Origin of the sequence: Streptomyces smaragdinus (assembly GCF_009604385.1) — a bacterium.
GTDB lineage: Bacteria > Actinomycetota > Actinomycetes > Streptomycetales > Streptomycetaceae > Streptomyces > Streptomyces smaragdinus.
Genome location: NZ_WEGJ01000014.1, coordinates 1 through 24,693, shown reverse-complemented (window position 1 = coordinate 24,693; position 24,693 = coordinate 1). Strand labels below are relative to the sequence as shown.

24 protein-coding genes, 2 tRNA genes and 1 pseudogene are annotated in these 24,693 nt (G+C 72.0%); 11 read left to right on the top strand and 16 right to left on the bottom strand.

Features of this window, described 5'->3' with window-relative positions; translation table 11 throughout:
- Positions 1 to 119: 119 nt before the first annotated feature.
- From rsrA to SRB5_RS18780, 4 genes are all read right to left on the bottom strand, one after another.
- Complete coding sequence (rsrA, locus tag SRB5_RS18795; protein WP_153453496.1) at positions 120 to 425, bottom strand: mycothiol system anti-sigma-R factor; 306 nt, start codon at positions 423 to 425, stop codon at positions 120 to 122.
- Entirely contained in the window at positions 422 to 1,084 is a 663-nt protein-coding gene (locus SRB5_RS18790) for a sigma-70 family RNA polymerase sigma factor (protein ID WP_407703939.1), read from the bottom strand. The genes rsrA and SRB5_RS18790 overlap by 4 nt, the downstream gene beginning before the upstream one ends.
- 281 nt (positions 1,085 to 1,365) lie before the next feature.
- Positions 1,366 to 1,989, bottom strand: a complete 624-nt coding sequence (locus tag SRB5_RS18785; RefSeq protein WP_323378134.1) for an alpha/beta hydrolase family protein — start codon at positions 1,987 to 1,989, stop codon at positions 1,366 to 1,368.
- Positions 1,990 to 2,016: 27 nt separating this feature from the next.
- Positions 2,017 to 2,838: an SOS response-associated peptidase gene (locus tag SRB5_RS18780; RefSeq protein ID WP_153453491.1), complete on the bottom strand. Its 822-nt coding sequence runs from the start codon at positions 2,836 to 2,838 to the stop codon at positions 2,017 to 2,019.
- Between the two features lie 104 nt (positions 2,839 to 2,942).
- On the opposite strand from SRB5_RS18780, the gene SRB5_RS18775 reads away from it, so the two are divergent.
- The 4 genes from SRB5_RS18775 (at position 2,943) to SRB5_RS18760 (ending at position 6,538) form a co-directional block, all read left to right on the top strand.
- Positions 2,943 to 3,656 (top strand): M50 family metallopeptidase, encoded by a 714-nt coding sequence (locus SRB5_RS18775; RefSeq protein WP_153453489.1) that lies wholly within the window; start codon positions 2,943 to 2,945, stop codon positions 3,654 to 3,656.
- A gap of 10 nt (positions 3,657 to 3,666) precedes the next feature.
- On the top strand, positions 3,667 to 4,980 hold the full coding sequence (gene aroA, locus SRB5_RS18770) for a 3-phosphoshikimate 1-carboxyvinyltransferase (RefSeq protein ID WP_153453487.1): 1,314 nt from the start codon (positions 3,667 to 3,669) through the stop codon (positions 4,978 to 4,980).
- Positions 4,981 to 4,988: 8 nt separating this feature from the next.
- The gene (gene rsgA / locus SRB5_RS18765; RefSeq protein ID WP_153453485.1) at positions 4,989 to 5,996 is read left to right on the top strand and encodes a ribosome small subunit-dependent GTPase A; all 1,008 of its coding nucleotides are present in this window, start codon (positions 4,989 to 4,991) and stop codon (positions 5,994 to 5,996) included.
- 209 nt (positions 5,997 to 6,205) lie between these two features.
- Positions 6,206 to 6,538: a DMT family transporter gene (locus tag SRB5_RS18760; protein ID WP_153453483.1), complete on the top strand. Its 333-nt coding sequence runs from the start codon at positions 6,206 to 6,208 to the stop codon at positions 6,536 to 6,538.
- On the opposite strand, the gene SRB5_RS18755 is transcribed toward SRB5_RS18760, so the two are convergent.
- Entirely contained in the window at positions 6,482 to 7,135 is a 654-nt protein-coding gene (locus SRB5_RS18755; protein ID WP_153453481.1) for a TetR/AcrR family transcriptional regulator, read from the bottom strand. The two genes, SRB5_RS18760 and SRB5_RS18755, sit on opposite strands and share 57 nt — an antisense overlap.
- Positions 7,136 to 7,275: 140 nt before the next feature.
- On the opposite strand from SRB5_RS18755, the gene hisN reads away from it, so the two are divergent.
- Both hisN and SRB5_RS18745 read left to right on the top strand, forming a co-directional pair.
- The gene (gene hisN / locus SRB5_RS18750) at positions 7,276 to 8,070 is read left to right on the top strand and encodes a histidinol-phosphatase (RefSeq protein WP_153453479.1); all 795 of its coding nucleotides are present in this window, start codon (positions 7,276 to 7,278) and stop codon (positions 8,068 to 8,070) included.
- 162 nt (positions 8,071 to 8,232) lie between these two features.
- Positions 8,233 to 8,631: a CBS domain-containing protein gene (locus SRB5_RS18745; RefSeq protein ID WP_153453477.1), complete on the top strand. Its 399-nt coding sequence runs from the start codon at positions 8,233 to 8,235 to the stop codon at positions 8,629 to 8,631.
- 64 nt (positions 8,632 to 8,695) lie between these two features.
- On the opposite strand, the gene SRB5_RS18740 is transcribed toward SRB5_RS18745, so the two are convergent.
- Positions 8,696 to 10,138, bottom strand: a complete 1,443-nt coding sequence (locus SRB5_RS18740; protein WP_194292957.1) for a catalase — start codon at positions 10,136 to 10,138, stop codon at positions 8,696 to 8,698.
- Between the two features lie 123 nt (positions 10,139 to 10,261).
- On the opposite strand from SRB5_RS18740, the gene SRB5_RS18735 reads away from it, so the two are divergent.
- Positions 10,262 to 10,672: a Fur family transcriptional regulator gene (locus SRB5_RS18735; protein WP_153453473.1), complete on the top strand. Its 411-nt coding sequence runs from the start codon at positions 10,262 to 10,264 to the stop codon at positions 10,670 to 10,672.
- Positions 10,673 to 10,776: 104 nt separating this feature from the next.
- Here the strand turns inward: SRB5_RS18735 and SRB5_RS18730 are convergent.
- Both SRB5_RS18730 and SRB5_RS18725 read right to left on the bottom strand, forming a co-directional pair.
- A tRNA-Met gene (locus tag SRB5_RS18730) sits at positions 10,777 to 10,853 on the bottom strand.
- Positions 10,854 to 10,947: 94 nt separating this feature from the next.
- Positions 10,948 to 12,774 (bottom strand): tetratricopeptide repeat protein, encoded by a 1,827-nt coding sequence (locus SRB5_RS18725; protein ID WP_153453471.1) that lies wholly within the window; start codon positions 12,772 to 12,774, stop codon positions 10,948 to 10,950.
- A 277-nt stretch (positions 12,775 to 13,051) separates the two neighbouring features.
- On the opposite strand from SRB5_RS18725, the gene SRB5_RS18720 reads away from it, so the two are divergent.
- Positions 13,052 to 13,125: transfer RNA gene (locus SRB5_RS18720), tRNA-Met, on the top strand.
- A 174-nt stretch (positions 13,126 to 13,299) separates the two neighbouring features.
- Here the strand turns inward: SRB5_RS18720 and SRB5_RS18715 are convergent.
- Positions 13,300 to 16,176 carry a UPF0182 family membrane protein gene (locus SRB5_RS18715; RefSeq protein ID WP_153453680.1) on the bottom strand — a complete coding sequence of 959 codons (2,877 nt, stop codon included), beginning with the start codon at positions 16,174 to 16,176 and terminating at the stop codon, positions 13,300 to 13,302.
- Between the two features lie 177 nt (positions 16,177 to 16,353).
- Here SRB5_RS18715 and SRB5_RS18710 point away from each other — a divergent pair, with 177 nt between their 5' ends.
- Positions 16,354 to 16,917: a PPA1309 family protein gene (locus SRB5_RS18710; RefSeq protein ID WP_153453469.1), complete on the top strand. Its 564-nt coding sequence runs from the start codon at positions 16,354 to 16,356 to the stop codon at positions 16,915 to 16,917.
- 48 nt (positions 16,918 to 16,965) lie between these two features.
- On the opposite strand, the gene SRB5_RS18705 is transcribed toward SRB5_RS18710, so the two are convergent.
- From SRB5_RS18705 to SRB5_RS18690, 4 genes are all read right to left on the bottom strand, one after another.
- Positions 16,966 to 18,060, bottom strand: a complete 1,095-nt coding sequence (locus SRB5_RS18705; RefSeq protein ID WP_153453467.1) for a YlbL family protein — start codon at positions 18,058 to 18,060, stop codon at positions 16,966 to 16,968.
- 21 nt (positions 18,061 to 18,081) lie between these two features.
- The gene (locus SRB5_RS18700; protein WP_153453465.1) at positions 18,082 to 18,264 is read right to left on the bottom strand and encodes a hypothetical protein; all 183 of its coding nucleotides are present in this window, start codon (positions 18,262 to 18,264) and stop codon (positions 18,082 to 18,084) included.
- Positions 18,265 to 18,387: 123 nt separating this feature from the next.
- A complete protein-coding gene (locus SRB5_RS18695; protein WP_153453463.1) occupies positions 18,388 to 18,849 on the bottom strand; it encodes a molybdenum cofactor biosynthesis protein MoaE in 462 nt (153 codons plus the stop codon).
- Between the two features lie 55 nt (positions 18,850 to 18,904).
- Positions 18,905 to 20,020 carry an SDR family oxidoreductase gene (locus tag SRB5_RS18690; protein ID WP_323378133.1) on the bottom strand — a complete coding sequence of 372 codons (1,116 nt, stop codon included), beginning with the start codon at positions 20,018 to 20,020 and terminating at the stop codon, positions 18,905 to 18,907.
- A 142-nt stretch (positions 20,021 to 20,162) separates the two neighbouring features.
- Here SRB5_RS18690 and SRB5_RS18685 point away from each other — a divergent pair, with 142 nt between their 5' ends.
- Positions 20,163 to 21,587: a zinc-dependent metalloprotease gene (locus SRB5_RS18685; protein ID WP_323378132.1), complete on the top strand. Its 1,425-nt coding sequence runs from the start codon at positions 20,163 to 20,165 to the stop codon at positions 21,585 to 21,587.
- Entirely contained in the window at positions 21,584 to 22,111 is a 528-nt protein-coding gene (locus SRB5_RS18680; protein WP_323378131.1) for an NUDIX hydrolase, read from the top strand. The genes SRB5_RS18685 and SRB5_RS18680 overlap by 4 nt, the downstream gene beginning before the upstream one ends.
- A 55-nt stretch (positions 22,112 to 22,166) precedes the next feature.
- On the opposite strand, the gene SRB5_RS18675 is transcribed toward SRB5_RS18680, so the two are convergent.
- From SRB5_RS18675 to SRB5_RS18665, 3 genes and pseudogenes are all read right to left on the bottom strand, one after another.
- Entirely contained in the window at positions 22,167 to 22,928 is a 762-nt protein-coding gene (locus tag SRB5_RS18675) for an AIM24 family protein (protein WP_153453460.1), read from the bottom strand.
- Positions 22,929 to 22,944: 16 nt separating this feature from the next.
- Positions 22,945 to 23,631, bottom strand: a complete 687-nt coding sequence (locus SRB5_RS18670; RefSeq protein ID WP_323378130.1) for an AIM24 family protein — start codon at positions 23,629 to 23,631, stop codon at positions 22,945 to 22,947.
- Between the two features lie 11 nt (positions 23,632 to 23,642).
- A pseudogene (locus SRB5_RS18665) lies at positions 23,643 to 24,640 on the bottom strand (AIM24 family protein); the annotation flags it as partial.
- Between the last annotated feature and the right edge of the window lie 53 nt (positions 24,641 to 24,693).

Below are 24,693 nucleotides of genomic sequence, written 5' to 3'. Positions count from 1 at the left end.
TCGTCCTCCGGAGCCCCACCGCGGAGCTCAGACCGAGGAGAATAGGAGGGTGGCGAAGGCCCCCGGCGGAGTTTGCCGGGGATTACCTCCATCGGGTCATACGAGGCGTGACCCGCCGCTCATGTCTGGGGCGCGTCCCTGCCGACGAGGGGCGCCTCGGGCACCTGCTCGCCGGACTGGATGAGCTCGATCCGGCCCATCACCTTGGCCCGCAGGTCGGACGGGACGTCGTCCTGGCCGCAGCAGCGCTTGACGAGCTTCTTCACGGCCTCTTCCAGGCCGTACTTCTCGAGGCACGGCGAACACTCGTCGAAGTGCGTCTCGAACTTCGCGCAGTCGCTCGCCGGCATCTCGTGGTCGAGATACTCGTACAGATGGTCGAGGACCTCTGAGCAGTCGGTCTCGTGCGGCTCTCCGCAGCTCATGATCCCGCGCCCTTCTTTCCGATGGTGCCGCCCGCGTCACCCGCCGGCACCAGGCCGCGCTCGCGTGCGTAGTCCTCGAGCAGCTCGCGGAGCTGCCTGCGGCCCCGGTGCAGCCGGGACATGACCGTGCCGATGGGTGTCCCCATGATGTCCGCGATCTCCTTGTACGCAAAGCCCTCTACGTCGGCGAGATACACGGCGATCCGGAACTCCTCGGGAATCGCCTGGAGCGCTTCCTTCACGTCCGAGTCCGGCAGATGGTCGAGCGCCTGCGCCTCGGCCGAGCGCAGCCCGGTCGACATGTGCGACTCGGCGCGCGCGAGCTGCCAGTCCTCGATCTCCTCCGCGGCGCTGCGCTGCGGCTCGCGCTGCTTCTTGCGGTAGGAGTTGATGAAGGTGTTGGTCAGGATGCGGTACAGCCACGCCTTGAGGTTCGTCCCCTCGCGGAACTGGTGGAAGGACGCGTACGCCTTGGCGTACGTCTCCTGGACCAGGTCCTCCGCGTCCGCGGCGTTGCGCGTCATCCGCAGGGCCGCGGAGTACATCTGGTCGAGGAACTCCATGGCGTCCCGCTCGAAGCGCGCGCTGCGCTCGGCGGCGCTCTCCTCGGGACGCTCCGTGGGCTGACCGTCCGCTTCGGTCCCAGGTACGAGACCCACCTCCTCCAGAACCAGGACGGAACCCGGGGCGGCGGCCGCGGATTCCCTGCTCGGTTCGGAGAATAGACGACCTTCGCCCGAATCCGCCGCCCGGTTCTTCGTGGGCGCAATCGGGTCACCGCCGCTCCAGTCGGGCGGGGCGCCCTTGTCAGCGGTCCGGGACCGGGACAGGCACATGGCTCCACCCATTCGGCGGGCCCTCCTTCTCACGTCCGTGTTCGAGTACGCGTCCAGTCGGACGTCCGCTACAACACCCGTTGCGCCCGGCGCATTCCCCCGGCTCACAGCTCCTTGAGCCAGGCGGCCACCCCCTCCGTCAGCACCGCGAGGGCGTCGTCCTGACCGATGTCCGCGGACTTCGGCACGGCGAAGGAATGGTCGCCCCACGGCACCGGGACGATCCGCGTCCCCGCCGGAAATTCCTCCGGCCGCCCGAAGGTGTCGCGCTCCCCCTGGACGACGAGGGTGGGCGCGCCGGCGCCCGTCAGCTCGTCCGCCCGGGTCTTCTCCGGCCGGCCCGGCGGGTGCAGCGGGAAGGCCAGCGCGAGCACGGCGTGTGCGCCCAGCTCCCGCGCCGTGCGGCAGGCCACCCGCGCCCCGGCGCTGCGGCCGCCGGCCACCACCGGCGGTCCGGGCTTCTCCAGCGCCGGCCAGAGCGCGGTCCATGCGGCGTCCAGCGTCCTGGGGGCCGGCGCCAGCTTCTTTCCGGCGACCCGCCAGGGCTGGTCCACGAGGGCGACGGTCACCCCGCGGGCGGGCAGGGCGGCGGCCAGCGCGGTCAGGTCGCGGGAGGGGCCGGTGCCGCCGGCGCCGTGGCCGAGGGCGAGGACGAGGCGGGGCTTCTTCGCCGGGTGCCAGGTGATACGGGCGTCGCCGGCGGGGGTGGGGACGAGTCGGGTGGTCACCGGGCCATTGTCGGACGGGGCCGGCCGTCAGAAGAGGGTGCCCTCCTCCGGCGCGTCGATCTCCTTCACCAGGTCGGCGCCGTTGTTGCGGACGTTGCTGACGGCCGTGGACACCGGGTACGCCTTGAGCAGGCCGTGCGGGGGCGGGGCGAGCAGGCCCTTGATCTCGTCGAGGTCCGCGTTCGCCGGGTCGAGCCAGGCGTCCCAGCGGTCGGCGGGGAGCATCAGCGGCATCCGGGGGTGGATCTCGGCCAGGGCGCCGGGGCCGCCCTCGTGGGCGGGGCCGCCGGCCAGGGGGGTGGTCTCGGCGTCGGTCGTGATCACGGTGCAGGTGACCCACCAGGCGCGGGGGTCGTCGTCGGGGAGGGTCTTGTCGCGCCAGAACTCGAACAGCCCGGCCATCGCGAACACCGAGCCGTCGGCCGGGGTGATGAAGTACGGCTGCTTGCGCGGGCGCTTCTTCTTCCCCTCCTGCTCGAGCTGCAGCTCGCCCTTGGCGGTCATCCACTCGAAATAGCCGTCGGCGGGCAGCAGACACCGCCGGGAGGCGAAGGCCCGGCGGTACGCGGGCTTCTCGACCACGGTCTCCGCCCGGGCGTTGATCATCTTGACGCCGGTGTCCGGGCTCTTCGCCCAGGACGGGACGAGCCCCCAGCGCAGGGTGCGGAGCTGGCGGACCGGCCGCGGGTCGTCGCTGCCCCGCACGGGGCGCTCCAGGACGGCGTACACGTCCTTGGTGGGGGCGACGTTGTAGTCCGCCTCGAGGGTTTCGACGGGGTCCCACTTCTCCACGTCGAAGATCTTCACGAGGTCCTCGGGCTTACGGCTGGATGCGTAGCGTCCACACATGTGTTCCACGATCTCACGCCGGAATCCGGCCGAGGGCGGGACCGCGATTCCGCTCGGAGGGAGCCCGTGCCAGACTCCCCTGCAACCCCGACCCGGAGGACCCGATGACCGACGACGTCAGCCTCTCCGCGCTCTGGCACGAGGTCACCGGCACCCAGCCCGACCCCGAGCAGTGGCTGATCGGCGCCACCGCGGCGGTCGCCCTGCTCGCGGTGCTCACCGGCACCCCGTGGCGGCTGCTCCGTAACGCCGTCACCATCGCGCACGAGGGCGGCCACGCCCTCGTCGCCCTGCTCACCGGACGGCAGCTCACCGCGATCCGGCTGCACTCCGACACCTCGGGCCTCACCGTCAGCCGCGGCAAACCGCACGGCCCCGGGATGGTCCTGACGGCCGCCGCCGGCTACACCGCGCCCTCCCTCCTGGGCCTGGCCGGCGCCTGGCTGCTCGCGTCGAACCACATCACCGCCCTGCTCTGGGGCGCGGTGCTGCTGCTCGCCGCGATGCTGATCATGATCCGGAACGCGTACGGAGTGCTCAGCGTCGTCCTCACGGGCGCGGCGTTCTTCCTGGTCTCGTGGTTCGCCGGGCCGGACGTCCAGGCGGCGTTCGCGTACTGGTCGGTGTGGTTCCTGCTGATAGGCGGCGTACGACCGGTCCAGGAGCTGCAGCGCAAACGGGCCCGCGGCCGCGCCCCCTCCTCCGACGCCGACCAGCTCGCCCGCCTCACGCACGCCCCCGCGACCCTGTGGGTGTTCCTCTTCTACGCCGTCTCCCTCGGCGCACTCGCGGGCGGAGCGACGCTCCTCGTTGACTAAGGTGGACGCCATGTCCGCCCACCCAGACCCCTGGCCCGCACCCACCGCCTCCGCGCCCGTGGCGGCGGACGTGACCGTGCCCGGGTCCAAGTCGGTCACCAACCGCGCCCTGGTCCTCGCCGCGCTGGCGGCCGAGCCCGGGTGGCTGCGCCGGCCGCTGCGCTCACGCGACTCGGCGCTGATGGCCCAGGGTCTGCGCGCCCTCGGCGCCGGCATCGAGGAAGGGGTCGGCCCCGACGGCACCGGCGAGGCCTGGCGCGTGATCCCCGCCGCGCTGCGCGGCCCGGCGACGGTGGACGTCGGCAACGCCGGCACCGTGATGCGCTTCCTGCCCCCCGTCGCCGCGCTGGCGTCCGGCGACGTCCGCTTCGACGGCGACCCCCGCAGCCACGAGCGCCCCCTGCACGGCGTGATCGGCGCCCTGCGCGCCCTCGGCGCCCGCATCGACGACGCGGGACGCGGCGCCCTGCCGCTCACCGTGCACGGCGGGGGCGCGCTGGACGGCGGCCGGGTCGAGGTGGACGCCTCGTCGTCCTCCCAGTTCATCAGCGCCCTGCTGCTCTCCGCCCCCCGCTTCAACCAGGGCCTGGAGCTGCGCCACACCGGCCGCACCCTGCCCTCGATGCCGCACATCCGGATGACCGTCGACATGCTGCGCGCCGCCGGCGCCCAGGTCACCACCCCGGACGACAGCGGCGAGCCGAACGTCTGGCGGGTTGCCCCCGGCGCCCTCCTCGGCCGGGACCTGGTGATCGAGCCCGACCTGTCCAACGCCCAGCCGTTCCTCGCCGCCGCGCTGATCACCGGCGGCCGGGTCACGGTCGCGGACTGGCCGGCGCGCACCACCCAGCCGGGTGACGCGCTGCGGGAGATCTTCACCGCGATGGGCGGTTCGTACGAGCTGACGCCCAAGGGCCTCACGTTCACCGGCACCGGCACGGTGCACGGCATCGACATCGACCTGTCCGAGGTCGGCGAGCTCACCCCCGGCATCGCCGCGGTCGCCGCCCTCGCCGACTCCCCCTCCACCCTGCGGGGCGTCGCCCATCTGCGGCTGCACGAGACGGACCGCCTCGCCGCCCTCACCAAGGAGATCAACGCCCTCGGCGGCGACGTCACCGAGACGGCGGACGGTCTGCGCATCCGCCCCCGCCCGCTGCGCGGCGGCGTCTTCCACACGTACGACGACCACCGGATGGCCACTGCGGGCGCGGTGATCGGCCTGGCGGTGGAAGGTGTAGAGGTGGAGAACGTGGCGACGACGGCGAAGACCCTGCCGGACTTCCCGGCGATGTGGGCCGCCCTGCTGGGCGAGCGGGACTGACCGCCCGGATGCGGCGCTACGGCAAGCACACCGACGAGGACGACGTCCGGATCCGGCCCGACCGGCGCGGCAGCCGGCCGCGCAGCCGGAACCGGCCCAAGCACGAGGACGCCGTGCCCGGCTTCGTCCTCACCATCGACCGGGGCCGGATCACCTGCCTGGTCGACGGCCGCAAGGTCACCGCGGTCAAGGCCCGCGAGCTGGGCCGCAAGGGCATCGTCGTGGGCGACCGGGTCGCGGTGATCGGCGATCTCTCCGGCGACGAGGGCACCCTGGCCCGGGTGGTGCGGGTCGAGGAGCGCTCCTCCGTGCTGCGTCGCACGGCGGACGACGACGACCCGTACGAGCGCGTCGTCGTCGCCAACGCCGACCAGCTGGCGATCGTCACCGCGCTGGCCGACCCCGAGCCCCGCCCCCGGCTGATCGACCGCTGTCTGGTCGCCGCGTACGACGCGGGCCTGGAGCCGCTGCTGATCCTCACCAAGGCCGACCTCGCGCCGGCGGAGACCCTCCTGGACACCTACGCCCCGCTGGGCGTACGGGCGGTCGCCACCCGCAAGGACCAACTGGCCGACGGCAGCGGCGTCGACCTCGTCCGCGCGGAGATCGACGGCCGGGTCACGGCGTTCGTCGGCCACAGCGGCGTCGGCAAGACGACCCTGGTCAACGCCCTCGTCCCGGACCGCCAGCGGGCCACGGGCGACGTCAACGCGGTGACGGGCCGCGGCCGGCACACCACGACGTCGGCGCTCGCGCTCCCCCTGCCGGACTCCGACGGCTGGGTGATCGACACCCCGGGCGTACGGTCCTTCGGTCTCAACCACGTCGACCCGTCCCGCGTCATCCACGCCTTCCCCGACCTGGAGCCGGGCACGGAGAACTGCCCGCGCGCGTGCAGCCACGACGAGCCGGACTGCGCCCTGGACGCGTACGTGGCCGAGGGCCACGCCGACCCGGCCCGGCTGCACTCGCTGCGCCGGCTGCTGGCGACGCGGGAGCGCCGCGAGGGCGACTGACGCCGCCGCCGACCGTACGGGACCCCAGGTCACGGAACCGAACTGATCGGCGATGTTTGCCCACTGCCGTGCCTCGGGCAATGCATACTTCATTACTCAAAGACGGCCTCGCGAATTCCACGGGGTCACCCGGCCGACCCGCTTTCCGGCCGGGGGTCCGGGGGTTGTCCCCCGGGAAAGTGCAGTCGACGAGGAGGTCGTACGGAGCAATGGCACTCGCATGGCTCCTCGTCGTGGTCGCCGGCTTCCTGGAGACCGGGTTCGCCGTCTGTCTGAAGCTCAGCCACGGCTTCACCCGGCTGTGGCCGACCATCGCCTTCTGCTCGTTCGCCCTCGGCAGCTTCGGACTGCTGACGCTCTCCCTGAAGAAGCTCGACGTCGGCCCCGCGTACGCGGTGTGGACCGGCATCGGCGCGGCCGGTACGGCGATCTACGGCATGGCGTTCCTCGGCGACGTGGTCTCGACGCTCAAGCTCGTGTCGATCTCACTGGTGATTGTCGGGGTCATCGGCCTGCAGCTGTCGGGCTCCGGCGGGCACTGACAGCAGCTCCGCCGCGATCCGCTCCAGCGGATCCGGCTCCCCCTTGGCCGCGGGCGCGATCACATAGCTGACCGTGATCCGGGTGAACTCCTCGCACGCGGCGGCCAGTCCCGGCCCCCCGTCCCAGTCCGCCGCCAGCGCCGCGACCGCCCGGTCGCACACCTTGTCCACCAGCTCCGTCGGCGTCTCCACCGGCCGCGTCCCGTCCGGCCCGCGCTGCCCGGGGACACCGGGCCCCCGCCCCGGCCGGGCCATCAGGGGCAGCTCCACCCCCCAGCAGCCGGTCAGGACCGCCCGTACCAGCGGATTGGCGCGGGCGGCGCGCACCGTCCAGGCGCCCAGCGCCGCGAGCCGCGCGGGCACGCCGGCACCGGACCCGCCGGCGTCCAGCGACTGCTCCGCGCCCCTGAGGAACCCGTCGACCTCACGTCTGACGAGCGCCTGGGCGAGGCCCTCCTTGCTGCCGAACTCGTTGTAGAGCGTCTGCCTCGACACCCCGGCGGAGACGGCCACGTCGACCATCCGCACACCGGCCCAGGGCCGGTTACGGAGCGCCGTGAAGGCGGCGTCCAGCAGTACGTCTCGTGCTGTAGGCATCCTTGCCTCCGACCACACGCGGTGGGCCCAGAATTGACGCGCGTCCGGAGGCTGTCAAGGCTCCCGGCACGGAGCGCCCCACGGCCGGACGCGCCCGCCGTGCACAACTACTCCGGCTGGTCTCGGGATACTGTTCGCCCATGGCCGATTTTCACGATGATCTGCGCCTGGCCCATGTCCTCGCCGACCAGGCGGACGCGGCGACCATGGCCCGCTTCAAGGCACTCGACCTGAAGGTCGAGACGAAGCCGGACATGACGCCGGTGTCCGAGGCGGACAAGGCGGCCGAGGAGCTGATCCGCTCCGCCCTGCGCCGCTCGCGCCCGCGCGACGCGGTGATGGGCGAGGAGTACGGCCTGGAGGGCGTCGGCCCCCGCCGCTGGGTGGTCGACCCCATCGACGGGACGAAGAACTACGTCCGCGGGGTGCCCGTCTGGGCCACCCTGATCTCCCTGATGACGCCGGCCGAGGGCGGTTACGAACCGGTCGTCGGCGTGGTGTCCGCGCCCGCGCTGGGCCGGCGCTGGTGGGCGGCGAAGGGCGGCGGCGCGTACATGGGGCGCAGCCTCTCCCAGGCGACCCGGCTGAAGGTGTCGTCGGTGTCGGAGCTCGGCGACGCGTCGTTCGCGTACTCCTCGCTCACCGGCTGGGACGAGCTCGGGCGGCTGGACAGCTTCCTGCACCTGAGCCGGGCGGTGTGGCGCACCCGGGCGTACGGGGACTTCTGGCCGTACATGATGGTCGCCGAGGGCACGGTCGACGCGTGCGCCGAACCGGAGCTGTCCATCTGGGACATGGCGGCGCCGGCGATCGTCGTCCAGGAGGCCGGCGGGCGGTTCACCGGTCTGAACGGTGTGCCGGGCCCGCACAGCGGCAACGCCGCGGCGTCCAACGGACATCTGCACGACCAGCTGCTGGGGTACCTCGGCGACTGAGCCGCGCACCCCCGAAACGGGCTTCGAGCGCCCCTTGTTGACATCGCCCCCGCATGGGACTCTGACTATCAGGTCGCTTGTGCGATTGTGAAATGTTTCTCAGAGTCCGGTACCGGCGGACGCCGGCACCGGTGACGACCGAGAGAGAGGGGCTCCGCAACCATGCTCGTCAGCGACGCCATGAGCACGGTCGTCCTCACCATCGGCCCGGCTCACACCCTCCGCCAGGCCGCCGCCCTGATGTCCGCCCGCCGGGTGGGCGCGGCGGTGGTCCTCGACCCCGACGACTACGGGCTCGGCATCCTCACCGAGCGCGACGTACTCAACTCCGTGGGAGCGGGCCAGAGCCCCGACCGCGAGACGGCCGAAGGTCACACCACGACCGACGTCGTCTTCGCGGCCCCCGAGTGGACCCTGGAAGAGGCCGCACAGGCCATGACACACGGCGGCTTCCGCCATCTCATCGTGCTGGAGCACGGCGAGCCGGTGGGCGTCGTCTCGGTGCGCGACATCATCCGCTGCTGGGCCCCGGCCAAGATGGCGGCCGCGCCGGCCCCGTGAGCGCGCGGAGAGGCCGGAGCCCCGCGGCGTCCGGCCTCTCCGCCTTCGGTACGGCAGGCGCCCGTCAGCCGCGCAGGGCCTGGACGGCGGCCTCCAGCCGCTTGCCGTAGTCCTCGTCGGCCCGGCGGAAGTTCCCGATCGCGCGGGCCGCGATGTCCTCGCGTGTCACGCCCGCGAGATTTCCGGCGAGATTGGTGATCAGGCGCTCGCGTTCCTCCTCCGACATCAGCCGGTAGAGGTTGCCCGCCTGGACGAAGTCGTCGTCCTCGGCGTGCGCGGGGGCGGGATGGTCGCCGGTCGGACCGGTCACGGTCACCGGCTGCCAGAGCGGGCGGCCGGTCTCCTTCGGCCCGTCGAAGGAGTTGGGCTCGTAGTTCTTCGCCCCGCCGTGCCGGCCGTCGTACAGCACGCCGTCCCGGCCGTAGGTGCGGGCCGTCGCGGCGTGCGGGCGGTTCACCGGCAGCTGACCGGCGTTGATCCCGACGCGGTAGCGGTGGGCGTCGCCGTACGCGAACAGCCGGCCCTGGAGCATCTTGTCCGGGGAAGGGCCGATGCCGGGCACGAAGTTCGCCGGGGAGAACGCCGCCTGCTCCACCTCGGCGAAGACGTTCTCCGGATTGCGGTTCAGCTCCAGGGTGCCGATCTCGACCGGCGGGTAGTCCTCGTGCGGCCAGACCTTGGTCAGGTCGAACGGGTTGAAGCGGTACGTGGCCGCGTCCGCCGCCGGCATGATCTGGACCTGCACCGTCCAGCGGGGGAACTCGCCGCGCTCGATGGCCTCGCGCAGATCGCGCTGGTGCGAGTCGGGGTCCTTCCCGGCCAGCGTCTCGGCCTCGGCGGCCGTGAGGTTCCTGATCCCCTGGTCGGTCTTGAAGTGGTACTTGACCCAGAAGACCTCGCCAGCCTCGTTGCTCCACTGGTAGGTGTGCGAGCCGTAGCCGTTCATGTGCCGGTACGAGGCGGGGATGCCGCGATCGCCGAAGAGCCAGGTCACCTGGTGCGTCGACTCGGGGCTCAGCCCCCAGAAGTCCCAGACGTTGTCCGCCTCCTGGCTGCCCGTGTACGGGTCGCGCTTCTGCGTGTGGATGAAGTCGGGGAACTTGATCGCGTCCTTGATGAAGAACACGGGGGTGTTGTTCCCGACGAGGTCGTAGTTGCCGTCCTCGGTGTAGAACCTGAGCGCGAAGCCCCGGGGGTCGCGGACGGCGTCGGCGGAGCCGAGGTTGCCGGCCACGGTCGAGAACCGCAGGAAGGTCTCCGTCTGCTTGCCGGCCTCCGAGAGGAACGCCGCCCGGGTCCACCGGGTGACGTCGGCGGTCAGGGTGAAGGTGCCGTACGCCCCCGCGCCGCGGGCGTGCACGACCCGCTCGGGGACGCGCTCGCGGTTGAAGTGGGCGAGCTTCTCGATCAGATGCTGGTCCTGGACCAGGACGGGGCCACCCACACCGGCGGTCTCGCTGTTCTGGTTGTCCGCGACCGGAGCACCGGCCTCAGTGGTGAGCGACACGTGCGCCTCCGTGATCGTCGATCTTTCTGATCCGATCCTACATTGGACTATGTCCAAGTCAAGAAGAGAATCAGAGCCGTACGAGATCTGGCTTTGGTTGCGCGCACTGCTACCCTGATGCCTATGAGCGACCTCCTGGAACGACTGCGCAGCCGTGGCTGGCGACTGACCGCGCAGCGGCGCGTCGTCGCCGAGGTGCTCGACGGCGACCACGTCCACTACACGGCGGACGAGGTGCACGCGCGTGCCGTGGCGCGGCTGCCCGAGATCTCCCGGGCGACGGTCTACAACACGCTCGGCGAGATGGTCACGCTCGGTGAGGTGATCGAGGTCTCGACGGACGGCCGCGCCAAGCGGTACGACCCGAACGCGCACCACGCGCACCAGCATCTGGTCTGCTCGGGCTGCGGCGCGATCCGCGACGTCCACCCCACGGGGAACCCCCTGGCGGATCTCCCGGACGCGGAGCGCTTCGGGTTCACGGTGTCGTCGGCGGACGTGACGTACCGGGGGCTGTGTCCGGCCTGCTCGTAGCGGCCAGGTTCTTTTACGGGCGGGGGCTTCGGCCCCCGCTTTTCGTACGCCCGCGGCCACGCATGCACGAAGGGCCGGAACCATTCGGTTCCGGCCCTTCGATCTGGTAGCGGGGACAGGATTTGAACCTGCGACCTCTGGGTTATGAGCCCAGCGAGCTACCGAGCTGCTCCACCCCGCGTCGTTGTGTCTCAACCATAACCCGCGGCCCCGACCAGTGCAAATTCGTTAACGGGACCGGGCCCCTCCTCCGCCGGAAGGGCCGGTCGCACCTCCTACGCCGTCTGCGCCGACAGCTCCTCCGTCAGCGCGTCACGCAGCCGTGCCGCCCGCGTGGCGACCTCCTCCGGGCCCAGCTCCGCGGCCCGCGCCGCCCACTCCCGGGCGTCGGGCAGCTCCCCGCGCCGGGCCGCGATCAGCGCCAGCCGCAGCGCCGCCCGCCCGTGACCCGCCTCCGCCGCGCGCCGCCACCACAGCGCCGCCTCCGCCTCACTGCCCTCCCGGGCCAGCAGCAGCCCCAGGTTGAACGCGCCATTGCGGCTGCCCGCCTCGGCCGCCGCCCGGTACCAGCGCGCGGCGTCCGCCACGTCGCCCCGGTCGGCGGCGCACATCCCGACCCGCACCTGCGCCCGCCGGTGCCCCTGCTCGGCCGCCGCGCGGTACCACCGCTCGCACTCCGCGGGCGTACCGTCACCGCCCTCCAGCAGCGCCGCCAGCCGGAAGGCGCCCTCCGCGCTGCCGCCCTCCGCCGCCAGCCGCAGCATCCGCCCGGCCACCTCCTCGGACCCGCCGGCCCGCAGCTCGGCGATCGCCACCTGCAGCGCCGCCTCCCGGTGCCCGGCCCCCGCGGCCTGCTCGTACCAGGTCCGCGCGGCCCGCTCGTCGCCCCGGCCGGAGAAGAGGATGCCCAGATTGAACGCGGCGTCGACGCTGCCGGCCTCGGCGGCCTTGGAGAACCAGGGCTCCGCCCCGTCCGAGTCCCCGCGCTGCAGCAGCAGCACGGCGAGCGCGTTGGCGGCCTCCCGGTGCCCCGCGTACGCGGCGCGCCGGTACCACTGCTCGGCCTGCTCGGGCCGGCGCTGCCCGGCACACAGCAGCGCCAGGTTGTACGCGCCGTTCACGTCGCCGGCGTCCAGCGCCTCCCGGTACCACCGCTCGGCCAGGGCGGCGTCGCCCCGGTCGGCGTGCAGCGCCCCCAGCGCGTTGGCGGCGTTGCCGTCGCCGTCCTGGGCGGCGCGCCGCCACCACTGGGCCGCGCCCGCGTCGTCACCGGCGTCGCGCAGCAGGAAGCCCAGCGCGCAGGCGGCCCGGGGCTCGCCGTCCTTGGCGGACGCCAGATACCAGCGCCGCGCCTGCTCGGTGTCCCCGCGCTCCTCCAGCAGCGTGCCCAGATGCAGGGCGGCGCGCCGGTGGCCGCGGGCGGCGGCCTGGACGTAGAACTGCTCGGCCTCGCCGGCCACCTCCGGCTCGCGGACCCCGGCGAGGGTGTCCGGATCGGGCGCCGCGGCACCGCGCTGACGCGGCAGCAGCCCGCTCGCCGGGCCCGCGCCGCGCGAACGCCGGTCGAGGATCCGGGCCAGCCGGTACGCGCCCTCGCGGTGCCCCTGCTCGGCGGCGGCGCGGAACCAGCGCTCGGCGGCCGGATCCCCCCGGTGCTCCAGCAGGTCCGCCAGGGCGTACGCGCCCAGCGCGTGGCCGCCGTCCGCGGACTGGCGCAGCCAGTACTCGGCGGCCGGCTCGTCCCCCCGCTCGCGGTAGTGCCGCCCCAGCGCGTGCGCCGCGGCGGCGGAACCCGCGACGGCGGCGATCCGCCACCAGTGCCCCGCCTCGTCGGTCTGTCCCCGCTGGTGCAGCAGCACCCCGAGGTTGTTGGCGGCGGCCCGGTCCCCGTCCGCGACGGCCGACCGCAGATACGGTTCGGCACCGTCGAGATCGCCCCTGCGCAGCAGTTCCGCGCCCAGGGCGCTGTGCGCCGGCGTCCCCGCGGCGCCGGCGGTAGGACTGATTCCGGCCATATCTCGGGCCGTCACCACTTGCTCGCCGGCGTCACCGGCCACTCTTCGGGCGTCCAACACCCTTGTCTCATCCCCCATGAGCTCCATCGTCGCATCACCCGCAACCGCCGTACACCTGGTATACCTCAGCCAGGAAGGTCACTTCAGCGTTTTGTCGACTTCCCGACAACAAGGGTCCCCAAACCCCTTCGCGCCCCTTTACCTCGAAGCAGCGAATTCACGCCCGCCGACTTGACGTTGGCACAGCGACCTCTTCCGATCATCGACTTCCGGCCGTACGACAGGGAACGCCCGGTGGGGCGGGCCCCGACGGCTGGGTGGTCAGACCCTCCCCCGGACCGTGCTAGGGTTGTGAACACAACGACGCGGGGTGGAGCAGCTCGGTAGCTCGCTGGGCTCATAACCCAGAGGTCGCAGGTTCAAATCCTGTCCCCGCTACGGCCCGAAGGCCCTCCTGGTCGGATGCTTCGCATCCTCCCAGGAGGGCCTTCGCATTTGTTGCGGCGCTCCGCGCCGCGGGCGGGGGCTTCGCCACCCGCACCCCCATGGGCGTGGCCCGAGTTCGAGGCCTCCCCCGTGGTCCCCGGGGTTTCCCGGGGACCACGGGAACCGTCACTGCCGGCCGCCCGCCTTCTCTCGGGCCGCCTCCGCCCGCTCCAGGGCCTTCCTGAGGTCCTCCTGGGCGTCCGCGAAGCCCTTGAGGTCCTTCTTCGCCAGCGCGTCGTCGCTCGCCGCCATCGCGTCGACGGCGTCCTGGACGGCGTCCTCCAGCGACTGGTTCGCCGGTGGCTCCTCGGCAGGCTTCTCGGGCTTCTCCGGCTCCTCGGGGCCGCCCGTGGTCGGTTCCTTCGCCCCGAAGATCACGTCCAGCGCCTCGTCGAGATTGTCCTCGAACGCCATGTCGTCGCCGTAGCGGACGAGGACCTTCTTCAGCAGGGGCAGGTCGACCTGCTTGCCCCGGACGTACACGGGCTCGATGTACATCAGCCCGCCGCCCAGCGGCACGGTGAGCAGATTGCCGTACTCGACCTCCGAGTCACCGCCCCTGAGCAATCGGATCGTCTCGGCGATCTGCTGGTCGGCGTTGAACTTCGACTGCACCTGTTTGGGACCGTCGACGGGATTGGTGGACGGCAGTTTGAGCACTCTGATCGTGCCGTACCCGCTGCTGGTGGCGTCCGCGTTGACCGCCATGAACGCGCCCAGGTTGTCCCGCCCGTTGGGTGTGAACGTCGTCGTCAGCGAGAACTCCCGGTCCTCCTGCCCGGGCATCCGCATGCTCAGGTAGTACGGCGGGACGGCGCTCGGCGCCTCGCTCCGGTCGCGCGTCGGGTCGTTGGGCACGGCCCAGCGCTCGCTGCCGGAGTAGAACTGGTTCGCCGTCTTCACGTGGTACTGCGTGAGCAGCTCCCGCTGCACCTTGAACAGGTCCTGCGGGTAGCGCAGATGGTTCATCAGATCGTCGCTGATGGCCGACCGCGGCTCCACGGTGCCCGGGAACGCCTTCTTCCACGTCTTGAGCACCGGGTCCTCGGTGTCCCACTCGTAGAGCTTGACGTCGCCGGAGTACGCGTCGACGGTCGCCTTCACCGAGTTGCGGATGTAGTTGACCTTGTTCTGCTGGGCGATCAGCGACCGCTGGTCGTCGACGTTGGTCAGCGAGTCGGACGTGGTGTCGCCGAGGGTCGTACGGGAGGCGTACGGATAGTTGTTGATCGTCGTGTACGCGTCGACGATCCACTGGATCCGTCCGTCGACGACCGCCGGATACGGGTCGCCGTCGATGGTCAGCCAGGGCGCGACGGCCTCGACGCGCTGCTTGGGCGTGCGGTTGTAGAGGATCCGCGAGCCGTCGCCGATGGCGCCCGAGTACATGATCTGCGGCTCGCTGAAGGACAGCGCGTACGCCAGCCGGTTGACCGGGTTGGAGAGGCTGACGCCGCTCGTGCCCGCGTAGCTGTACTCCTTCTCGTTGCCGCCCTTGTCGATGTAGTCGATCTCTGTCTGGGGACCGCCGACGATCGAGTACTGGCTGGTCTTCTCGCCGTAGTAGACCCGCGGCTCGTAGTCGCCGAGCTGTCCGACGGGCGGCAGCTCGGACTCGGTGTACGAGGGCGCGCCGATCGACGTCACCTCGGTGCCCTTGGCGGCCACCACGCCGAAGCCGTGGGTGTAGCGGAAGTGGGTGTTGATCCAGCTCTTCTGCGCCTCGATGCCGCTGACGTTCAGCTCGCGCAGACCGACCACGGTGTCCTGCTCGCCGTACCGGTCGACGTCCAGGGTGCCGGGGAACTGGTAGTAGCTGCGGACCTGCTGCTGCTGCTGGAACGTGCCGGAGACGATGTTCGGGTCGAGCAGCCGGATGCTGGCCGTGCGGTCGACGTCCTGGCGCAGCGCGTCGTCGGGCTTGTCACCCTCCCCGCTGTAGTCCTCGACCTGGGCCTCGTCGATGCCGTAGGCCGCCTTGGTGGCCTTCAGGTTCTTCGCGATGAACGGCGCTTCCTTGGCCTGCTCGTTCGGCTTGACCTGGAAGTTCTGCACGATCGCCGGGTAGAGCCCGCCGATCAGGATCGCGGACAGCGCCATCAGGCCGAGGCCGATCAGGGGCAGCTGCCAGGTCCGCCGCCACAGGGTGGCGAAGAAGAGCAACGAGCAGATGATCGCGATGGCGAAGAGGATGGTCTTCGCCGGGAGGTACGCGTTGGCGTCGACGTACCGCAGGCCCGTCCAGTCGTGCGCGGAGCGCAGCCCGCTGGACTTGACCGCCAGTCCGTAACGGTCGAGCCAGTACGCCACGGCCTTCAGCCCGACGAAGACGCCGAGCAGCACCGCGAGGTGCCCGGTGGCCTGCGAGGTCGCGCGGGCGCCGGGGCTGGAGACGCGCAGCCCGCCGTACAGGTAGTGCACCAGGGCGGCGGCGATCAGCGAGAGCACCACGGCGGCGAAGCCGAAGCCGAGCAGGAAGCGGTACCAGGGCAGGTCGAAGGCGTAGAAGGAGATGTCCTTGTGGAACTGCGGGTCGCTCTGGTGGAACGACACCCCGTTGACCCACATCAGCCAGGTGCGCCACTGGCCGGCGGCGGAGGCCCCGGAGATCAGGCCGATCAGCAGCGCGATGCCGATGAGCAGCCACTTCTTGTACGGGGCGATGTTCATCCGGTACCGGTCGAGGCTCTCCTGCTCCAGCGACATCGCGGAGAGCGGGGGGCGCAGCCGGTGGGCGAGCCAGATGTTCAGGCCCACGGCCAGCGCCATCAGACCGCCGAAGACGAAGAACAGTCCGATCTTCGTCCACAGCTGGGTGGTGAACACGGAGGAGTAGTTCACCGAGCGGTACCAGAGCCAGTCGGTCCAGAAGCCGGCGAACATGACGAAGATGATGGCCAGCACCGCCAGCGCGCCCAGCGTCATCAGCAGGGTCCGCATACGCCGGGACGGCCGGCCTAGATTGATCCGTGGCCCCGAGGGGCCTGAGCCGCGGTCCGGCATCTGGAAAGCCAAGGGTGCGCACCTCTGCGAGTGATGAATATCGGCGGGTCGGTCCGTGCGGTTGTCGGTGTTGCGCTGGGCCATGCCGGGACACGGATGGCTCACTGGTGCAACTTACTCGCGCTTTACCTAGTTCCCGAACGGGGGGCGCAACCTCCGATGGGGGAGGATGGCGGCATGTCCAACCTTCCCACCGACGGCACGGCATTCGCGGCAGCCCCCCTCACCCGCGCCGTCCTCGAGATCGACGAGTACACGGCGGGCTTCGGCTGGGACCAGCCGGTACGGCTGTTCGCCCTGGTAGACACCGCGAAGCTGCGCGTACAGGAGCCGCAGCTCGCGGCCCAGCTGGGGCTGGATCAGCCGGGTGACCCCGATGCCGCCCCGCTGACCCCCGTCGAGCAGCAGGAGCTGCCCGCGGGGCAGCCCCTGGACGAGTTCCTCGCCACACTGGCCTGGCCCGGCGCCGTCACGGGGTGCGCGGTGACCGTCGAGCGGCTGATGCTGCCGCCGGCCGCGGAGAGCGCGATCCCCACCGACCTGGACGAGGCGGCGCTGGCGAAGTGGGTGGGTGAGCACCCCGACCGGCAGGAGGTGCGGATGACCGTCGCCGTGCTGCGGGACGGGACGCGGGAGTGCGCGCTTCGGCTGCGCGAGAAGGACTCGGCGCAGGAGGTCCTGACCGGCGCGGAGCTGGTGCCGGGGCTCGCGGAGGCGCTGGCCGCCACGTTCGACGACTGAGTGCTGTGCCTGCTGCCGGTGCCGGGCGCCGGGCGGTCCGCCGCCCGGTCAGCTCGCGCGGCAGGTCTTCAGCCGGTCCGTGTCGCCCCGGCGGATGTCGTCCAGGGCGGCTATCGCGTCGTCGATCGTGGCGACCTCGACCAGCGTCAGCCCGTCGGGGGTGTCGCGGACGGCGGAGGCGCAGTTCTCCTTCGGGGTGAGGAAGAACTCCGCGCCCTGCCGGCGGGCGCCGATCGTCTTCAGCTCCACACCGCCGATGGGGCCGACCTTGCCGGTGTCGTCGATGGTGCCCGTACCGGCGACGAACTTCCCGCCGGTGAGGTATCCGGGCGTCAGCTTGTCGACGATGCCGAGGGCGAACATCAGGCCGGCGCTCGGGCCGCCGACGTCGGCGAGCTTGATGTCGATCGCGAACGGGAAGGCGTGGTCGGACCCCGCCTGGATGCCGACCATCGCCCGCTTGGGGTCGTCGGGGGCCTTCATCGTGGTGATGGTGACGTCCTGCTCGCCGCCGGACGGCCGCTTCCCGGCCTTCTTCGCCGCCGCGGCACGCTTGGCGGGGATGACCGTGAAGGTCGTCTCCTCGCCCGGCTGGTGCTTCGTGACGAGCTTCGCCACGTCCTCCGTCGCCCTGACCGGCGTACCGTCGACGGACACGATCACGTCGCCGGCGTGCAGCGCGCCCTCGGCGGGGCTGTCCTTGACGACGGACTGCACGATCACCCAGGACGTGACGGGGATGTCCAGCTCCTTCAGCGCGGCGACCTTGGCGCTCTCCTGCGAGGCGGTGAACTCCTCGGCGTTCTCCTGGTCGACTTCCTCGGCGGACTGGTCCGTGGGGTAGAGGGTGTCGTGCGGGACGACCGCGTCGCTGCCGGAGACCCAGCCCATGAACGCCTCGACGAAGCTCATCCGGTAGTCGGAGCCGGTGACGCGGACCGTCGTCATGTTGAGGTTGCCCGTGGTCGGGTAGGTCTTGCGGCCGTCGATCCGCAGGACCGGCTCACCGCCGTGCTCGCCCAGGGTATTGACGGTGGGGCCCGGGGACATCTCGGCGTACGGCGAGGGGATCAGAGCCAGGGCGAAGACGGAGACCATGAGGGTCAGCGTGGCGGCGAGCAGCGTCGCGGTGCGGCGTGGCATGGGGGAGACAGTACGGGACGCCTACGCGGCTCCGGAACGGGAGTGCGATCCGGAGTGCGTACGCTCCATGGCCTCGCGGAACTTCTCGTATCCCTGGAGCTCCGCGTTGTCTCCCTGCGTCTTGTCCCGGGTCGCCCAGCCCGCCCATATCGCGGCGGCACCGGCGGACACCACGGGGATCACCAGCCATGCGATCGCGGCCATCCGGTGTGCTCCTTGTGTTGTGCGCTGATCCGGTGAACTGCTCACCTGCCCGTCAAGCCAACGCTCCGGCCCCGGCGAGGGTTACGCAACTCGGGGGCGTCCGCTCCCCGGGACGGGCCGGGGTCAGCAGGCCCCGACCCACTCCTCGGTGCCGTCGGAGAACCGCTGGTGCTTCCAGATCGGCACCTCGTGCTTCAGGGTATCGATCAGCTCGCGGCACGCTTCGAACGCCTCGCCGCGGTGCGCGCAGGAGACGGCGGCGATCACCGCGATGTCGCCGACCCGCAGGTCGCCCACCCGGTGCACGGCGACCAGCGCGCGGACGGGATAGCCGGCGGCGACCTTCTCCGCGACGCGCCGCAGCTCCGCCTCCGCGCTGGGGTGGCAGGAGTAGCCGAGGGTGTCCACGTCGGTGCCGCCGTCGTGGTTGCGGACGGTGCCCACAAAGAGCGTCGTGCCGCCCGCGGCGTCGTCGCCGACGGCCGCGTACACCTCGTCCAGGGACAGGGGCGTGTCCCGGATGCCGAGCAGCCGGATCGGGTCGGCCACGCCCTGCTCGCCGGGGTGGTCGTACGTGTGTGCCATGGCGATCATCCTGCCCTATGGTCCGGGAACGCGGAACGCGGATTCCGTCGCCGCGTCAGATCTTCCCCCGCCGCGCCCGCCGGATCTGGCGGACCGCGGCGGCCGTGCCGAGCAGCGCGACCGTGGCGCCCGCGGCCCCCGCGACCGTGGCGTCCTTGCGGCCGAGCCGGCGGCCGGCGACCGTGTGATGGCCCGCGACCTCCTGGAGCAGCGCGGCGAGCGCCTCCTCGTTGGTCCACCGGGGCCGCCATCCCGCGTCGTGCAGCCGCGAGCCGCTGACGACCCAGGAGTGCATCGTGTACGCGAGGTCCCCGGCCGGCGAGGGCGTGAGCCCCAGCCGGTGCAGCCGGGCGGCGGCGCCCAGGGCGACGGCGGAGGGGAGCTCCATCCGCCGGATCCCGGTGAGCTGCTCCACCTCCTCCTGCTCCAGCCAGCCCTCGCAGCCGACGGCCAGCTCACCCTCCGCCTTGCCGAGGGCGGCGAACTCCAGCGCGGACGCCAGGTCCGTCACGTGGCAGAACTGCCAGCACGGCCGCGAGCCCTTCACGACGAGCAGCCGGGGGGACTCGAAGTACCTGGTCAGCGGGGTGTCGACGCCGCCCACGAGGGCCGCGGGGCGGACCACCGTCACATTGAGTCCGGGGTGGGCGCGCGGCGCGCGGCGGGCGAGCCGCTCGATCTCCAGCAGGTCGGCGACACCGGTCGCCTCCTCCGTGGCGCGCAGCTCGGCGTCCTCCGACAGCGGCACGGGATTGTCCGGCAACGCTCCGTAGACCATCGCGGAGGTGAGGAGGACCACCCGGTGCACGCCGGCCGCGGCGGCGGCGGTAAGGACCGTCTGCGTTCCCCGTACGTTGTACGCCGTCCGGGCGGCGGGGTCGGTCTCCAGATCGAGGTCCACGGCCAGGTGTACGACGACGTCGGCGCCGCGCAGTTTCTCGGCGATGGCGGGGTCCCGTACGTCCATCACGTGCCAGACGGCCTCGGCCGCGGAGCCGCGCCGTTCGTCGAACGCCAGCACCTCCCTGACCTCGGCGGAGTCCGCCAGCCGCGCCGTGAGCAGGGCTCCGACACCGGTCGCGGCGCCCGTGACGGCGATCACAGGACGGTGCGCCGGCACGGCGTCGTGCGGGGTTCGCGCTCCGCGAACGTTTGGTTCCGGGGAACTCACCGGGCGGCTCCAGCTGTTGTGTGCAGTAGTTCCATCCCATCCTGCCCCAGGCGCGAGGTCAGCGCCGGGGCCTAGGCTGGATGTGTTGGAGGGCACCAGCTGCCGGCCCGGATCACAGGCGGCACGACGAGCCGAGGACACCGTGAGTGACACCCCATTCGGATTCGGACTCCCCCAGGAGCCCGGGGACGACGACAAGGGCAAGAAGGAGCCCGGCCAGGGCGGCCCGGGCCCCTTCGGGTTCGGCAGCGGCGGCGGCGCGGGGGACAACCCCTTCGCGGCGCTCTTCGGCATGGGCGGGCTGCCCGGCGGCGGCGGACCCGGCGGGTTCGACCCGGCCGACCTCGGCGCCGCGTTCCAGCAGCTGGGCCAGATGCTGAGCTACGAGGGCGGTCCCGTCAACTGGGACATGGCCAAGCAGATCGCCCGCCAGACCGTCTCCCAGGGCGCCGCGGACGGCTCGAAGGACGCGTCCGTCGGTGCCTCGGAGCGCCAGGCCGTCGAGGAGGCGCTGCGGCTGGCCGACCTGTGGCTGGACGGCGTGACGGCGCTGCCCTCCGGCGCGAACGCCACCGTGGCGTGGAGCCGCGCGGAGTGGGTGGAGGCCACGCTGCCGGTGTGGCAGGAGCTGGTCGACCCGGTCGCCGAGCGGGTCGGCACGGCGATGGGCAATGTGCTCCCCGAGGAGATGCAGGCCATGGCGGGCCCGCTGATCGGGATGATGCGCTCCATGGGCGGCGCCATGTTCGGCCAGCAGATCGGCCAGGCCGTGGGCGTGCTCGCCGGCGAGGTCTTCGGCTCGACGGACATCGGCCTGCCCCTGGGCCCGGCGGGGAAGGCCGCGCTGCTCCCGGTGAACGTGCGCGCCTTCGGCGCGGGCCTGGATCTGCCGGAGGGCGACGTACGGCTCTATCTGGCGCTGCGGGAGGCCGCCCACCAGCGGCTCTTCCAGCACGTGCCGTGGCTGCGGGCGCATCTGTTCGGCGCGGTCGAGGGCTACGCGGCGGGCATCAAGGTGGACACCTCCAAGCTGGAGGACCTGGTCGGCCAGTTCGACCCGCAGAACCCGGAGGAGCTGCAGCAGGCGCTCCAGCAGGGCATGTTCCAGCCGGAGGACACCCCCCAGCAGAAGGCCGCCCTGGCCCGGCTGGAGACGGCCCTGGCGCTCGTCGAGGGCTGGGTGGACGCGGTGGTGCACGCCGCCGCCTCCTCGCGGCTGCCGTCCGCCGACGCGCTGCGCGAGGCGCTGCGCCGGCGCCGGGCGACGGGCGGTCCGGCGGAGCAGACGTTCGCCACGCTGATCGGCATGGAGCTGCGCCCGCGCCGGCTGCGCGACGCCGCCCGGCTGTGGGCCTCCCTCGCCGACGCCCGCGGCTCCGACGGCCGCGACGCGCTGTGGGAGCACCCGGACATGCTGCCCACGGCCGAGGACCTGGACGACCCGGACGGGTTCGTGCACCGCGAGCAGCTGGACTTCTCCGAGCTGGACAAGATGCTGGGCGACGCGGCGGACGGCTCCGGCTCCGACGAGGGCGGTTCCGAGGACGAGGGCGGCTCCGGGAAGTGAGTCTTCACGACGACGCCGTGCTCGTACTGAAGGAATACGGCGACCAGCCGGAGCTGCGCGACGCGTATCTGGAGCAGCTGGCCGCCCACCCGGACGCCATGTGGAAGTCCTGCGGGACGGGTCATCTGACGGCCAGCGCGCTGGTCGTCGACCCGGCCGGGGAGCGGGTGCTGCTCACGCTGCACCGCAAGCTGGGGCTGTGGCTGCAGATGGGCGGTCACTGCGAGCCGGAGGACGACACGCTGGAGGAAGCCGCGCTGCGCGAGTCCTGGGAGGAGTCGGGGATCACGGGCCTGGTGCTGCTCGGCGGCGGCCCCGTACGGCTGGACCTGCACCCCATCCCGGGGCCGTGCGTCCGGCACTTCGACGTGCAGTACGCGGCGCTGGCCCCGGCGGGGGCGGTGCCGGAGATCAGCGACGAGTCGCTGGACCTCAGGTGGTTCACGTACGACGAGGCCGAGCGGCTCGGCGACTCGTCGGTGGCGGCGCTGGTGCGCGCGACGCGGCAGCGGCTGGGCAGCTGACACGTACGGCGAAGGGGGCGGCGTCCGCGGACGCCGCCCCCTTCGTCATGACCTCTCAGCGATTGCTGAAGATGTTGTTCTGGTTCTGCCCGTGCGACCCGCGCTGCCCCATGCCGAACTGCGCGGCGGCGCCCTGGCCCAGCAGCGCGTTCTGCGGCGGCAGCTGCTCGCTGGGCTGCACCAGGGCGAAGCCGTTGCCCTGGAAGGCCAGCTCCCAGCCCTCGCCGGTGTTGCCGCGCCGCCGCCAGACCCCCGAGGAGGAGGTCTGCGACTGCATCTGCACCCGCAGGGCGCTCGACCAGGCGACGATCGCGTCGGCGTCCACGTTGACGTAGCGGTCGGGCGTCACCGACAGCATCAGCGGCTTCCCGGACGTCATCAGCACGACCTTGCCCCGGCCGGTGATCTCCAGATTGAACTTCCCGGAGCCGGAGATCCCGTACTGGCTGTCGACGGCGATCACGTCCCAGTTCAGGGTCGAGTCCAGCGCCAGCACGTACGAGCTGTCGACCGTCATCCCGCCCTGGTCGACCTCCACCACGTGCAGGTACTGCGCGAGATTGGCCAGATAGACCGTGCCCTGCCCGGAGCAGCGCATCAGCTCCAGGCCCTCGCCGGCCCGGCGCTGCCGGTTGCGGCGGGCCTGGCCCTGGTACTCGCCGTCGAAGTCGACCATGCCCTGGTAGGCGACCATGGAGCCCTTGCGGGCCAGCAGGTCGTTCTGCCCGTCCAGATAGCAGCGCAGCATCTGCGCGTTCTGCAGGGCGTAGCGCTCCTGCGACTGGTTCTCGGTGAATGCGAAAAGCGGACTCTGCATGTTGTGTCCCTCCCCCTCAGCCCCGGATCCGCAGGCGGTCGGTCGAGTCCTCACTCGGCTGCACGACGACGAAGCCGCGGCCCGAGAAGCCGATCTGGAACGCCTCACCGCTGCCGCGCCCGACGAGGGCGCCCATCTTGACCGTGCGCTTGGCCTTCACCTTCAGGTCCGTGGACCAGGCGACCAGCGCGTCCGGGTCGACGTACGTCTCGTCGTCGCCGCGGCTGGAGCAGTCCACCACGATCGGCGTGCCGCGCGAGGTGATCGCCACCCAGCCGGTGCCGGCGATCCGTACGTTCCACAGGCCCTGGCCGGCGAACCGGGCCAGGCCCTTGACCTTCTCCACCCCGAACTCGAGATGGGCGTCGAAGGCCAGCAGATTGGTGCCGTTGACGGAGATCGCCTCGTTGTTGAGGTTGACGCAGACGACGTCCGCCCCGTAGTCGGCGAGATAGAGGATGCCGTCGCCGCTGCACTTCATCAGCGGCGCGCCCTCGCCGGTCAGCCACTGGGCGGCGGCCTGGCGCAGCGCCGGCGGGTTCGGCTCGTACTGGATGAACCCCTCGTACGCGACCATCGAGCCGGCGCGCGCGTAGAGGTCCGCGCCGGTCTGGAGCACGGACTTCAGCATGGCGCTGCCGTGGTTCTCCATCCGGGCGGTGATCGGGGTCGGGGCGTAGCCCGCCATGAGTTGCTGGTCCACTGCGGGCTCCCTTAGACCTCGTAGGGCTGGACGACGATGAAGTTGCCGGGCGCGCCCCGGAACTGGAGATTGACAGTCTCCCCGCTGTGACCGGGGTAGGCCGTGCGGCGCAGCCGGACCTGGCTGGAGAGCACGACCTGGGCAGCGGCCGACCAGGCGACGATGGCCTGGCTGTCGCTGTACGTGGTCGGGGTCACCGGGAGGACGACGGGGGTGCCGTGCGTCTTCACGACGACCGTGCCCGTCCCCGTGAACTGCATGGTGAACAGCGCGCCGCCGGGGATGCCGTGGCCCTCGATCCGCTTGACCTCGTACTGCAGGGTCTCGTCGAAGGCGAGGACGTTCTCCGCGGAGACGCAGATCGCGTCGCCCTGGAGCTCGATCGGGTGGAGGTACGAGGCGTCGTCGGCGAAGAAGATCTGGCCGCGGCCCTTGCAGCGCATCAGCTGCATCTCCTGGCCGGTCATGTTCTGCGTGACGCGGCCCATGACGCCGGACGACTTGTAGCTGAAGTCGACCTTGCCCTGGTAGAGCACCATGCTGCCCTGGCGGGCCAGCACGCCCTGGTTCTGTCCGAGGCCGATGTCGGCGCGGATCAGCTTGGGGTTCTGCAGCATCCAGCGCTGGCCGGTCGGGGTCTCGCGGTACGCCTCCATGGCCTTGGCGATGCCGAGGGGGGCCTGCTGCGGGACCGCGTACGCGCCGGGCTGGCCCGGGGCGGGAGCGCCGCCGGGAGCGCCGAACGGGTTGGGCAGGGCCCCGGCCACGGCGGGCTGGGTCGGGGCACCGGGGGGCGCGTACTGGCCGGGCGCGGGCGCGCCGGGGGGCGCGAACTGGCCCGGGGGCGCCATGGGGGCGCCGGGCGGGGCGTACTGGCCGGGAGCCGGGGCGCCGGGCGGCGCGAAGCCGCCGGGGGGCGGCGGGGCCTGGCCCGGGCGCTCGGAGCGCATGCTGCGGGCGACGGCGATGGCCTCGCCGGTGCGCTCGGCGCACTGCTCGGGCTCGCGCTCCAGCAGATGCACGGTGGCCATGCCGACGAGGTTCAGCGCGTACGACCGGGTG